This is a genomic window from Kitasatospora sp. NPDC043949, assembly GCF_056435365.1.
Map to the genome: position 1 here is coordinate 89,873 of NZ_JBWKEQ010000030.1, position 11,903 is coordinate 101,775.

Below are 11,903 nucleotides of genomic sequence, written 5' to 3' on the forward strand. Positions count from 1 at the left end.
GGGCCGTCCCGCAAGGTCCGTTTTGTCCCGGCTCGGTATGGTCTAGACCTCGCCCGGGAGTCGGGGAGGGCTGACGGTGGTGCGCGGGCTCCGGCGCTGGGAGGACGCGCGGACGATCAGCTCGGTCGGCATCAGGGTGCCCGGTGGCGGGCCGGTGCCGGCGGTGCGGAAGCGCGGCGGGAAGAGCCGGGCGATGTCGACGCCCGTCCCGGAGTCGACGCCCTCGATGGCGTCGATGAGCAGGTTGACCACGGTGGTGCCGATCCGGCGCGGTTTGAGGGAGAGCGTGGTGATCGGCGGTTCGGTGGTGGCGTAGACGTCGCTCTCGCTGCAGCAGACCAGCAGCAGGTCGTCGGGGACCCGCAGGCCGTAGCGGCGGGCGGCGGCGAGCAGGTCGGTGCCGTTGGGGTCGAACAGGCCGTAGACGGCGTCGGGCCGGTCGGGGCGGGCGAGCAGCCGGTCGGCGGCGACGGCGCCGGCGGCCGGGTCGTGCGCGGGGTAGGCCTCGTAGACGGGCTCCTGGCCGACCTTGGTGCACCAGCCGAGGTAGGCCTCGGTGGAGAGCCGGGTGTAGGTGTCGGTGCTGGTGCCGGTGAGCAGGCCGATGCGGCGGGCACCGGCCTCGGAGAGGTGGTCGAGGATGCCGAGCACGGCGGCCTCGTGGTCGTTGTCGACCCAGGCGGTGACCGGGCAGTTGCCGGGCTTGCCGTCGCTGACGACCGGGACGCCGGACCGGTACAGCTCGCTGACCAGAGGGTCCTGGTCGGGCGGGTCGATCACCACGGTGCCGTCCAGGGCGATGTTGCCCCAGACGTCGTGGCGGGAGGAGGCGGGCAGCACCACCAGCGCGTAGCCGCGGCCGAGGGCGGCGCTGGTGGCGGCCCGGGCCATCTCGGCGAAGTACGCGAACTCCGTGAAGGTGAACGGTTCTTCACCGTAGGTCGTGACGGTCAGCCCGATCAGGCCGGACCGTCCGGTGCGCAGGGTGCGGGCGGCCGCGGAGGGCCGGTAGCCGAGGCGCTCGGCGACCTCGCGCACCCGGCTGCGGGTCTCGTCGGGCAGGCGGCCCTTTCCGTTCAGCGCGTCGGAGACGGTGGTGATCGACACTCCGGCGGCTGCTGCCACATCCCGGATGCCGGCCCGTTCCAGACGCCGTGAGGTGGTGGGACGCCGACCGCTCTGGTTGGCTGCTGCTGTCATGGCGGACCGATCGTATGGCTCCTGACAAGGGTCTGTGACCGGCGCATCGGGAGCCCTCGGAGATACGTTTCTCCAAGAGTGAGCCGGGGTGCGCTCCTTCGATACCCGCACGAAACCAGCCGTCTTACCTCTGACATGTGCCAAAGGAACCCGGCAGAATGGCTGATCTGCGCCTGTCACCCGACCGGGCATCTCACCCCTACGGGTGAGCGCGGTCGGTATCGTTCAAGGCACCCGACCGGGGTGCCCCGGACGCGTTCCGAGATCCCGGGCACGGTGGCGATCCCACAGGTGGCGGGGGCGACCGCACCGGAGAACACGCGCCGAACACGCGCCGAACGCGTGCCGAACGCGCGCGGACAGCATCGAGAAGGAGTAGGACCGTGACGAGTACGTCAGCGCAGGGCCCGCGGCTGCGGCCGACCCTGGACGGCATCCCCACCTACAAGCCCGGCAAGCCGGCCGGCGCCGACGCGTACAAGCTGTCCTCCAACGAGAACCCGTACGACCCGCTGCCCGGCGTGCTGGAGGCGGCGGTCGCGGCGGCCGGCTCGCTCAACCGCTACCCCGACATGGCCGTCGGCGAGCTCAGCGAGGTGCTGGCCGAGCGCTTCGGCGTGCCCGTCGAGCACATCGCCACCGGCACCGGCTCGGTCGGCGTCGCCCAGTCGCTGATCCTCGCCACGGCGGGCCCCGGCGACGAGGTGGTCTTCGCCTGGCGCTCCTTCGAGGCGTACCCGATCATCACCCAGGTCGCCGGCGCGACCCCCGTCCCGGTGCCGATCACCGAGGCCGGCGACCACGACCTGGACGCGATGCTCGCCGCGATCACCCCGAAGACCCGGCTGGTGTTCGTCTGCAACCCCAACAACCCCACCGGCAACGTGATCCACCGCGCCGAGCTGGAGCGCTTCCTGGACGCCGTCCCGTCCGACGTCCTGGTGGTCGTCGACGAGGCGTACATCGAGTTCATCCGCGACCCCGAGGTGCCCAACGGCATCGACCTCTACCGGGACCGCCCCAACGTCTGCGTGCTGCGCACCTTCTCCAAGGCGTACGGCCTCGCGGGCATGCGGGTCGGCTTCGCGATCGCGCACGAGCCGGTGGCCAACGCGCTGCGCAAGACCGCCGTCCCGTTCGGCGTCAGCCAGCTCGCCCAGAACGCCGCCGTCGCCTCGGTGCGCGCCGAGCAGGCGCTGCTGGAACGGGTGGACGCGCTGGTCGAGGAGCGCACCCGGGTGGTGGCCGGGCTGCGCGCCCAGGGCTGGGAGATCCCGGACTCGCAGGCCAACTTCGTCTGGCTGGGGCTCGGCGAGCGCTCGCAGGAGTTCGCCGTCGCGTGCGCCGAGGCCGGGGTGATCGTCCGGCCGTTCCCGGAGGGCGTCCGGATCTCGATCGGCGAGACCGAGGGCAACTCGATCTTCCTCTCGGTGGCCGAGGCGTTCCGCAAGTCGCTCTGATCCCTCCCTTCTCCGTAGGGGCGCGCCGTTCACGGTGCGCCCCTACGGCGTTCCCGGGGGTCTGGGGCCGGTCGGCGGTGGGACCCGGGGCGCTGCCGGATGGCTGGAGATCACCGGAACTCACCGGAACTCACTGGGAGCCCGCTGGGAGTTCGGCCAACGACGGCCCACGGCACGGCCAAGGCGCCCGCGCGAACCGGGCGGTGTGACCGGAATGCCCGGATCCGCCCGGTCAGTCTTCTCCCAGCCCGCGCCCAGGGCTCCGCAAGAGCGCCCAGGAAAGCTGTCCGGCATGAAGGTGCTCCCGCGACGGCGAGGCGTCGTCCTCGTCAACTCCGCGCTCGGCGTGGCGCTCCTGGGCGGTGCCGCCCTGGTGTACGCCACAGTGAACAGCGGCACCAGTGCCGCCGCCGGCAAGACCCAGATCCGTACGGCGACCGTGGCCAAGGGAACGGTCCTGGCCACCGTGTCCGGAACCGGCACCCTGGTCTCACCGACCGACGCGGCCCAGGACTTCGCGACCGGCGGCCGGCTCACCTCGGTCAAGGTCGCGGTGGGGGACGCCGTCAAGAAGGGCCAGGTGCTCGCCACCGTCGACACCACGGCCGCCCAGCAGCAGGTGGACGCCGCCCAGGCGTCCCTCACCACGGCCAACGCCAACCTCACCAAGGCGCAGGCCGGTGTCACCACCACGACCACCCAGCCGCTGCCGGGTGCGACCTCCGGCGCCGGCGGCAACGGCGGCGGTGGTGGGGACCGCGGAGCGGGCGCGAACAGCACGCCCGCTCCGCAGACCACCACCATCACCACCACCAAGGTCGACGACGCGGCCGTCGCCCAGGCCCAGCAGCAGGTCGCCACCGCGCAGACCACCCTCGCCAACGCCCAGGCGGCGCTGACCGGCACCACCCTGACCGCCTCGGTGGACGGGACGGTCGCGTCCGTCTCGGCGAAGGTCGGCGACACCGTGGGCGCGAGCTCCGGCGGCTCGTCCGGCTCGTCGGGCTCCACCGGATCGACCGGGTCGACCGGCAAGTCGTCCACCGGCAGCACCGCCTCGGGCGGCGCGCCGAGCGGCTTCATCGTGCTGACCAACCCGACCGGGATGCAGGTCACCGCCAACTTCTCCGAACTGGACTCGCTCAAGCTCAAGAAGGGCGAGGCGGCCACCGTCACCCTGAACGCGCAGTCCGACACCAAGCTCAACGCCAGTGTCCTGTCCGTCAGTTCGCTGCCCAGCAGCAGCGGCGGCAGCGCCGGCTCGACGGCCGTCCAGTACGCCGCCACGCTCCAGCTCAGCGGTGACACCAGCGCGCTGCGCACCGGCCTCAGCGCCACCGTCCAGGTGATCACCGGCGAGGCGGACAGCGCGCTGTCACTGCCGACCTCCGCGCTCTCCGGCACCGGCGCCAGCCGCACCGCGACCGTGGTGCACCCGGACGGCTCCAGCGAGCGGGTCAGCGTCGGGGTCGGCGTCGAGGGCGACAGCACGGTGCAGGTGGTCTCCGGGCTGAAGGAGGGCGACAAGGTCGAACTCCCCACCACCAGCGGCGGCAACGGCTTCCCGAACGCCTCCTTCCCGGGGATCGGCGGCGGCCAGGGCCGTGGCGGCCAGGGCGGCGGCGCCGGCCTGGCGGGCGTCGGCGGTGGCGGCGGTGCCGCCGGCGGCGGCGGGGCCGGCCGGGGCGGTAAGGGCTGAGCATGCGTCACGTCATCGACAAGCGCGTCCCGGCGGCGCCCCCGCCCGTCATCCAGCTGCGCCGGATCACCAAGGCGTACGGGCACGGCGACGCCGTCGTGCACGCGCTGCACGGCCCGGAGGACCCGGACACCGGCGGCCCGCTCGGCGTCAGCCTGAACATCCACCAGGGCGACTACGTCGCGGTGATGGGCAGCTCCGGCTCCGGCAAGTCCACCATGATGAACATCCTCGGCTGCCTGGACGTCCCGACCGCCGGCCGCTACCTGCTGGACGGCATCGACGTCGGCCACCTCGACGAGGGGCAGCTCGCGCTGGTCCGCAACCGCAAGATCGGCTTCGTCTTCCAGTCCTTCAACCTGATCCCGCGCACCACCGCGCTCGCCCAGGTCGAGCTGCCGCTCGCCTACGCGGGCGTCCGGGCCTCGGAGCGGCGCCGCCGAGCCCTGGCCGCGCTCTCCCTGGTCGGCCTCGCCGAACGCGCCGGGCACCGGCCCAACCAGCTCTCCGGCGGCCAGCAGCAGCGCGTCGCGGTCGCCCGGGCACTGGTCACCGCACCGGCGATGCTGCTCGCCGACGAGCCCACCGGCAACCTGGACAGCCGCTCCACCGAGGAGGTCCTCGACCTCGTCGACGCGCTCAACGCCACCGGCCGCACCGTCGTCCTGATCACCCACGAGGACGAAGTCGCGCGGCACGCCAAGCGGGTGCTCCGGCTGGTCGACGGCCGGATCGTCAGCGACGTCCGGCAGGCCCCGGTGGACGGGCCGCCGCCGCTGCTGCGCGAGCTGGGGGTGTCGGCGTGATCCTCTGGCAGATGCTCCGCTTCGCGGTCGGCGGCCTGGCCGCCAACAAGGTGCGCTCGGCGCTCACCATGCTCGGGGTGCTGATCGGCGTCGCCTCGGTGATCCTGCTGCTGGCCGTCGGCAACGGTTCGTCGGTGGCGGTGAAGGAGTCGATCACCTCGCTCGGCACCAACTCGCTTACGGTCAGCTCCGGTTCGGCCAGCGGCGGCGCCCGTGCCACCTCCTCGGTGAAGAAGCTGACGGTCGCCGACGCCAAGGCACTGGCCGCCGACACCGACTCGACCGCGATCAGGTCGGTCGCCCCGGTGGTCACCACCAGCGGGACGGCGCTGTACGGGGACATCTCGTACAGCCCCGGCTCGATCGTCGGCACCTACCCGGCGTACTTCGAGACCGCCAACCAGAAGGTCGCGCACGGCGAGTACTTCACCGACGACGACGTGCTCGGCTCGCGCAAGGTCGCGGTGCTCGGCGCCACGACGGCCAAGCAGCTGTTCGACACCGTGGACCCGGTCGGCAAGAAGATCGTCCTCGGCGGCACCCCGTTCACCGTGGTCGGCGTGCTCCAGGCCAAGGGCGGCAGCGGCTTCACCGACCCGGACGACGTGGTGATCGCCCCGCTGCCGACCGTGCAGAACGCCTTCACCGGCTTCGGGGCCGTCAACCAGATCCTGGTGCAGGCCAGTTCGGCCGACAGCACGACCGCGGCCCAGGCCGAGGTCACCCGGGTGCTGCTCGGTACCCACGCGATCGCCGACCCGACCAAGGCCGACTTCCGGATCGCCAGCCAGTCCTCGCTGCTCACGGCGAGGGAGAGCACCACGAAGACCTTCACCGTGCTGCTCGGCGCGGTGGCGGCGATCTCGCTGCTCGTCGGCGGGATCGGGATCACCAACATCATGCTGGTGACGGTCACCGAGCGGACCAGGGAGATCGGCATCCGCAAGGCGCTCGGCGCCCCGCGCGCGGTGATCCTCGGGCAGTTCCTGACCGAGTCGACCCTGCTCTCCGTGCTAGGCGCCGGTCTCGGGGTGGCCGCCGGGATCGCCGGCTCGCACTTCAGCATCGTCGGCATCAAACCGGTGGTGATCCCCGAATCCGTGATCGGCGCGTTCGGCATCGCCGTCGCCATCGGGCTGTTCTTCGGCAGCTACCCCGCCAACCGGGCCGCCTCGCTGCGGCCGATCGACGCCCTCCGGCACGAGTAGGACTCCCATGAGCAACGAGATCGCCACGGTCAGCAGCAGCACGCCGGCCGAGCAGGTCGCCCTGCTCGCCACCCCGCCGGACGCCCGCGACGTCACCGCCGAGCTCGCCGCCCCGCCGCGGCGCAAGCTGCCCTGGCTCAGCCTGGTGCTGGCGGGGGGCGTCATCGCCAGCGGGGCCTTCGCGGGCGGGGTCTGGTACCAGCAGAACCACGGGACGAAGAGCGGCTCCTCGCACGCGACGGCCTCTGGCGCTGTGCCGCAGCAGCGGGCGGCCGGGGCGGCCGGGGCGAGCGGTGGCGGGTACGGGCAGGGCGGCTCCCGCCGGGGTGGTCAGGGTGGTGGTCAGGGCCAGGGCACTGGTCAGAGCCAGGGCGGGCAGGCCGGGCTCACCCGGGGCACGGTCAAGGCCGTCGACGGCACCACCGTCTACCTGACAGACGCCAACGGCAACACCGTCAAGGTCACCACCGGCGACGCGACGAAGGTCCAGCTCAACAAGGAGGGCAAGGTCGCCGACCTCCAGCCCGGCCAGAGCGTGACCGTCGTCGGCACCCCCGACGCCAACGGCGGCTACGCGGCCAGCCAGCTCGTCGAAGGCGCGGCCGCCGGTGCGGGTGGCGCGGGTGGCTTCGGCGGCGGTGGCTTCGGCGGTGGCGGTGCTCCCAGGAACCCGTCCGGGGGCTGACCCCGTAGCTCCCGGACGCCGCGAGGCCCTCGCCCATCCCTGGGGCGAGGGCCTTCGCATGTGGTCAGCGCTGGTTGTCGCGTTCGTCGCCGGGGTGTGGCGTTTTGAGGGTCGCGATGGCACCGAGGGCCACGATGACGATCGCGGGCGCGAGGAGGAAGACCAGGGCCGCGCCGACGAAGAAGCTCATCACCCCCACGCCTCGTCCCGTTCCACGTCGCGGAGGAGGTGGAGGAGGTTGAGCAGAGTGCTCACGGGCGCGTTGCCGAAGTCGACGAGGATCCGGCCGTCGAGGGTGGTCTCGTGGGGGAAGGCGGAGCCCCAGAGGAGACCGTAGGAGCGTCCGCGCTGGTGCACCTCGCCGAGCAGGGCGACGATCTGGGGCGGGGTGTAGTCGCGCATCCGGGGGTCGTCCGGCGCGACGGGTTCGCGGGCGGCGCTCACGCGGCGGAGTCCAGCTCGTACCAGACCGTTTTGCCGCGCTCCTGGGTGTCCACGCCCCAGCGGTGCGTGAGCCCCTCGATGAGCTGGAGCCCCCGGCCGGTCGTGGCCAGGTCGGGGAGCTGGTGTCGCTCGGGGAGGACGTCGCTCTCGTCCGAGACGGAGACCCGGAGGGTGCCGTCGAGGAGCGAGAGGAGGACGACGGGGGAGGCGGTCTTGCCGTGCCGCCACGCGTTGACGACCAGTTCGGCCAGGGCGAGTTCGGCGAAGAAGATGGTCTCGGCGTCCCACCCGGAGCGGGTCAGGGCGTCCCGCAGGGACTGCCGGGCGAGCGCGAGCGAGGGGGTGTTGAGGGTGCACACGGGAACCTCCGCGAGGCTGCTGGTGTGGGGAGGGGGGGATGCCTTCAGCGCGCGGGCAGCAGGCGCCTACTACCCGGCGAACAGGCATTGCTGACGATCCGTCGGATCGATCTGGGGTTGACGATAGCGCATCGGAACTTAAATTTAGGTAGTTGCGAGGAAGATCCCTCTCCCGGGGGACGGATGGTCCTTGCCGTAGCCGACGCGGCACACTGATCCCACAGGATGTTGAGAGGACGCCATGCCAGGTCGCCACAACCCAACCCTTCGTCAGCGTCGCCTGGGCGCTGAACTGAGAAAGATGAGAGAGCAAGCGGGCCTCGGGGGCAGCCAACTTGCCCGCGTGCTCGGCGTGAGCCCTGCCCAGGTGACGCAGATGGAGAGCGGGAAGACCAGCGTCAGCGTGGACCGGCTCCGGACAGTCGCCGATGCCTGCGAGTGCTACAACCAGCCGCTCATCGACGCCCTCAACGGCATCATCACAGTGCGAGACAAGGGTTGGTGGGAGCAGTACCGCAACCACATCCCCGACGTCTTCCTCGAATCCGCCGAGCACGAGGACTTCGCGGCAACGACGATCAGGGTTTGCGTGTCGACGTTCCTTCCGGGGCTTCTGCAGACAGACGACTACACACGAGGAATCTTCAGCCGACGGATCCCTCGACTTCCCGCCGACGAACTCGATCTGCATGTCGCGTTCCGTTCGGAGCGCAGAACAAGGGTCCTTCAGGGCCCTCGGAAGAAGCTCGAAGCCTATCTACATGAGTCCAGTCTGCTCACGCGCTTCGGTGGTACCGACGTGTTGCGAGGGCAGCTTCACAGCCTGATCGATGACTCCCTCAGGGATGACATAAGCATCCGCGTCATCCCCTTCACCGCCCACACCTATCCCGGACCGGTCGAGAGCCTCATCTACACCTCCGGGGAGGTGTCCGAGCTTGATACGGCAGAGGTCGAGTCATCGCAGGGCCCGATCTTCTTCGACGCCCCGAGCGAGCTTGAGTCCTATCGTGAAGTCTTCAACCGCATCGAGAAGGCTGCTCTCAATGGCGAGGATTCGCGAGATCTGATCCATCGCACGGCCAAGAACCTGAAAGGCTGAGATGTCTCAAGACCAATGGCAGAAGTCGTCCTTCAGTAGCTCCAGCGAAAACTGCGTGGAGGTCCGCGCGGTCGCCGGGGTGATCGAACTTCGCGAGTCCGACGAGGGCGAGGACATCGTCCGCACCACCGCCCTCAAGTTCGCCGCGTTCCTCCGGGGCGCGAAGGCCGGGGAGTTCGACCACTTCACCGGTGACGCCTGAGCGAAACGATCCGGCGGCCCCTTGCTGCTCTCGCAAGGGGCCGCCGGTGTGACTGCTGTCAGTGCTGCGGGCCGGGCGGGGTGGTGGCGGGGGCGCCCGTGCCGGTGCTGGTGTTGTTCGGGTCGGACTTGGGTGCCGGGTCGGGGATGTCGGCCATCGGCAGGGACTTCTTGGGCGTGCCGCGCAGGGCCTGGTTCATGGCGTCCTGCCAGATCGGGCCGGGGCCGTCGGCGCCGAACACCTCGCTGTGGTACTTCCCGTTGATGGTGATGTTGCGCATCTCGACGCCGCCGTTGGGGCCGCCGAGCCAGACGGCGGTGGCGAGCTGCGGGGTGTAGCCGTTGAACCAGGCGGCCCGCTTGCGGTCCGAGGTGCCGGTCTTGCCAGCGATCTGCCGGTTGTCGTCCAGGTTGAGCGCCGCGCCGGTGCCCTTGTTCTCGGTCACGCCGTTCAGGACGGTGTTCATCGCCCGCGCCGTGTCATCGGAGAACGCCTTCTCGCACTGGCCGGCCGGGACGGGGACGTCCTTGCCGTCCACGGTGGTGATCTTGTTGATGGCGATCGGGGCGCAGTGCGTGCCCTGGGCGGCGAAGGTCGCGTAGATGTTGGCCATGGTCAGCGGGCTCATCTCCTCCACTCCCAGCGCCATCGCGGGGACCTCCTCCAGCGGCTTGCCGCTGGCCTTGCCGGTGACGCCCAGCTTGTTGGCCATCTGCTTGACCGCGCAGAGGCCGATCTCCTGCTCCATCTGTACGAAGTAGGTGTTGACCGAGAGCGCCATCGCCTGCTTCAGCTGGTAGGGGCCCTTCTCGTTCTCGCTTTCGTTGGGCACCACCGTCTTGGGCCGGCCCTGGTTCTTCCAGGTGCCCTCGCAGGTCTTCATCGTCGGGTACTCGAGCTTGTTCGGGGCCGAGTACTCCTGGGTCGCCGACAGGCCGGCCTCCAGGGCGGCGGCCGCGACGACCGGCTTGAACGTGGAGCCGGGCTGGAAGCCGTTGCCGCCGCCCATCGCCGCGTCGACGTTGAGGTTGACGACGGTCTGGTTCTTGTTGGCGTCCAGGCCGTACGGGCGGGTCTGGGCCATGGCGAGGATCTTGCCGGTGCCCGGCTCGACCATGGTGGCGGCGGCCGAGACGCTGTCGGTGATCTTCACGTTGGAGGTCACGGCGTTCTGGGCGGCAGCCTGCTTGTCCGGGTCCAGCGTGGTGTAGATGTTCAGGCCGCCGGTGTCCCAGAACTTCTTGCGGTCGGCGGCGCTCTGGCCGAACGCCGGGTCCTGCTTGACCACGTGCCGGACGTAGTCGCAGAAGAAGCCCATGCCGCCCTGGGCGGTGGCGGTGATGCAACCGTTCTGCGGGTCCTTGAAGTTGAGACCCAGCGGGGCGGCCTTCGCCTCCTTGGCCTGGTCCGCGGTGATGTGCTTGTTCTCCAGCATCTTGTCGATGACCGTGTCCCGCCGTTTCTGCGCGGCCACCGGGTGCAGCTTCGGGTCGTACTGGGAGGGGTTCTGCACCAGCCCGGCCAGCATGGCGGCCTCGGCGATGGTCAGGTCCTTGTTGCTCTTGCTGAAGTAGCGCTGGGAGGCGGCCTCCACGCCGTAGGCGCCGTTCCCGTAGTACGTGATGTTGAGGTAGTTGGTGAGGATCTGGTCCTTCGACAGGTCCTCCTCCAGCTTGATCGCGACCTTGAGCTCCTGGATCTTGCGACCCAGGGTCTTGCGCTGCGCTTCCTGTACCGCGGCCTGGTCCTCGCCCGCCTTCTCGACGTTGACGTTCTTCACGTACTGCTGGGTCAGCGTCGAGGCACCCTGCGAGGCGGTGCCGCTCTCGGCGTTCTTGCTGATCGCGCGGAGCACGCCCTTGAGGTCGACGGCGCCGTGCTCGTAGAACCGGGCGTCCTCGATGTCGACTTGAGCCTGTCGCATGAACGGCGACATCTGCTCAGGGGTGATGACCGTGCGGTCGCGCTCGTACACCTTGGCGATCAGGCCGCCCTTGGCGTCGAAGATCTGCGTCGCCTGGGTGAGCGGCGGAGTCTTGAAGTCACTGGGGATGTCCTCGAAGCCCTCCGCCGTGCCCTTGGCGGTCAGTCCGAAACCGCCGGCGGCGGGCAGGGCGAGGCCAGCCAGCAGCACACCGGACACCACGCTCGCCGCCAGGAAGATCGCACCGAAGCGGGCCAGCCGGAGCGGCGTCCTGCGGGGCGGGGGGAGAGCCGCACTGTCGGAGGAATTCAATATCGGAGGGAGATTCGATTCCATCCCGGAATGCTAGTCCTCACGCACTCTGCGGATCGAACGTTTTTTCGCTCAAGGCTGTCACGGCTGTGCAACAGCTAGCGGAAGTCGACCGCGGCGCGTCAAATCGCATACGCACCAAATTGGCGCAATAGAAATACAGGCCGCCTTTAACTAATCCAGCCCCCCCAGCGACACACCACGGACCACGCCTGCGGCACCCGTGGCTCCCGCCTACCGCGCCCTCCCCCTCTCGCGGCCCTGACACCACTTAGATGCCGCGAACGGGCCGAAAGGTTGCCTGCGCCCGGTGAGCCCCGACGCCGACTCGTGCGATCCGCCCCCACCCAGCCCCACCGACGGCACCCCTACGCGCCCCGCACCCAGTCGCCGGCGGCACGTCACGGCGCTGCCCGCGCCCCGGGGGGGGGGGGGGGGGGGGGGGGGGGGGGGGGGGGGGGGGGGGGGGGGGAGGGGAGCGGGCGGCGGGGGGGGGGTGGGG

The 11,903-nt window shown here is 70.5% G+C and carries 12 protein-coding genes; 7 read left to right on the plus strand and 5 right to left on the minus strand.

All coding sequences use genetic code 11. The features are described from left to right. Positions 1 to 42: 42 nt before the first annotated feature. The gene (locus AC07AL_RS23980; RefSeq protein WP_363581576.1) at positions 43 to 1,200 is read right to left on the minus strand and encodes a LacI family DNA-binding transcriptional regulator; all 1,158 of its coding nucleotides are present in this window, start codon (positions 1,198 to 1,200) and stop codon (positions 43 to 45) included. A gap of 383 nt (positions 1,201 to 1,583) precedes the next feature. Between AC07AL_RS23980 and hisC the strand changes: the two genes are divergently transcribed. From hisC to AC07AL_RS24005, 5 genes are all read left to right on the plus strand, one after another. After that, positions 1,584 to 2,660, plus strand: coding sequence for a histidinol-phosphate transaminase (gene hisC / locus AC07AL_RS23985; RefSeq protein WP_363581574.1), 1,077 nt, complete (start codon positions 1,584 to 1,586; stop codon positions 2,658 to 2,660). A 292-nt stretch (positions 2,661 to 2,952) separates the two neighbouring features. Beyond that, positions 2,953 to 4,359, plus strand: coding sequence for an efflux RND transporter periplasmic adaptor subunit (locus AC07AL_RS23990; protein WP_400804379.1), 1,407 nt, complete (start codon positions 2,953 to 2,955; stop codon positions 4,357 to 4,359). A 2-nt stretch (positions 4,360 to 4,361) separates the two neighbouring features. After that, on the plus strand, positions 4,362 to 5,165 hold the full coding sequence (locus tag AC07AL_RS23995) for an ABC transporter ATP-binding protein (RefSeq protein WP_350876857.1): 804 nt from the start codon (positions 4,362 to 4,364) through the stop codon (positions 5,163 to 5,165). Further along, positions 5,162 to 6,373, plus strand: coding sequence for an ABC transporter permease (locus AC07AL_RS24000; protein WP_478318113.1), 1,212 nt, complete (start codon positions 5,162 to 5,164; stop codon positions 6,371 to 6,373). Before AC07AL_RS23995 ends, AC07AL_RS24000 begins: the two co-directional genes overlap by 4 nt. Positions 6,374 to 6,380: 7 nt before the next feature. Further along, positions 6,381 to 7,058 carry a hypothetical protein gene (locus tag AC07AL_RS24005; protein WP_363581568.1) on the plus strand — a complete coding sequence of 226 codons (678 nt, stop codon included), beginning with the start codon at positions 6,381 to 6,383 and terminating at the stop codon, positions 7,056 to 7,058. Between the two features lie 64 nt (positions 7,059 to 7,122). On the opposite strand, the gene AC07AL_RS24010 is transcribed toward AC07AL_RS24005, so the two are convergent. The 3 genes from AC07AL_RS24010 to AC07AL_RS24020 are packed head-to-tail and all read right to left on the minus strand — an operon-like array spanning position 7,123 to position 7,861. Next, positions 7,123 to 7,248 carry a hypothetical protein gene (locus tag AC07AL_RS24010; protein WP_363581566.1) on the minus strand — a complete coding sequence of 42 codons (126 nt, stop codon included), beginning with the start codon at positions 7,246 to 7,248 and terminating at the stop codon, positions 7,123 to 7,125. Further along, positions 7,248 to 7,502, minus strand: coding sequence for a hypothetical protein (locus AC07AL_RS24015; protein WP_363581564.1), 255 nt, complete (start codon positions 7,500 to 7,502; stop codon positions 7,248 to 7,250). The genes AC07AL_RS24010 and AC07AL_RS24015 overlap by 1 nt, the downstream gene beginning before the upstream one ends. Further along, a complete protein-coding gene (locus tag AC07AL_RS24020; protein ID WP_478318115.1) occupies positions 7,499 to 7,861 on the minus strand; it encodes an ATP-binding protein in 363 nt (120 codons plus the stop codon). The genes AC07AL_RS24015 and AC07AL_RS24020 overlap by 4 nt, the downstream gene beginning before the upstream one ends. A 241-nt stretch (positions 7,862 to 8,102) precedes the next feature. Between AC07AL_RS24020 and AC07AL_RS24025 the strand changes: the two genes are divergently transcribed. Continuing rightward, positions 8,103 to 8,963 carry a helix-turn-helix domain-containing protein gene (locus AC07AL_RS24025; RefSeq protein ID WP_478318117.1) on the plus strand — a complete coding sequence of 287 codons (861 nt, stop codon included), beginning with the start codon at positions 8,103 to 8,105 and terminating at the stop codon, positions 8,961 to 8,963. A gap of 1 nt (position 8,964) precedes the next feature. Next, positions 8,965 to 9,165, plus strand: coding sequence for a DUF397 domain-containing protein (locus AC07AL_RS24030; RefSeq protein ID WP_478318119.1), 201 nt, complete (start codon positions 8,965 to 8,967; stop codon positions 9,163 to 9,165). A 58-nt stretch (positions 9,166 to 9,223) separates the two neighbouring features. Here the strand turns inward: AC07AL_RS24030 and AC07AL_RS24035 are convergent, their stop codons facing one another. Then, entirely contained in the window at positions 9,224 to 11,299 is a 2,076-nt protein-coding gene (locus tag AC07AL_RS24035; protein ID WP_478318121.1) for a transglycosylase domain-containing protein, read from the minus strand. Positions 11,300 to 11,903: the final 604 nt, after the last annotated feature.

Coding starts and splice junctions, on each gene's coding strand:
- AC07AL_RS24030 (WP_478318119.1), top strand. CDS start 8,965: ATGTCTCAAGACCAATGGCAGAAGTCGTCCTTCAGTAGCTCCAGCGAA.
- AC07AL_RS23995 (WP_350876857.1), top strand. CDS start 4,362: ATGCGTCACGTCATCGACAAGCGCGTCCCGGCGGCGCCCCCGCCCGTC.
- AC07AL_RS23990 (WP_400804379.1), top strand. CDS start 2,953: ATGAAGGTGCTCCCGCGACGGCGAGGCGTCGTCCTCGTCAACTCCGCG.
- AC07AL_RS24025 (WP_478318117.1), top strand. CDS start 8,103: ATGCCAGGTCGCCACAACCCAACCCTTCGTCAGCGTCGCCTGGGCGCT.
- AC07AL_RS23980 (WP_363581576.1), bottom strand. CDS start 1,200: ATGACAGCAGCAGCCAACCAGAGCGGTCGGCGTCCCACCACCTCACGG.
- AC07AL_RS24010 (WP_363581566.1), bottom strand. CDS start 7,248: ATGAGCTTCTTCGTCGGCGCGGCCCTGGTCTTCCTCCTCGCGCCCGCG.
- AC07AL_RS24005 (WP_363581568.1), top strand. CDS start 6,381: ATGAGCAACGAGATCGCCACGGTCAGCAGCAGCACGCCGGCCGAGCAG.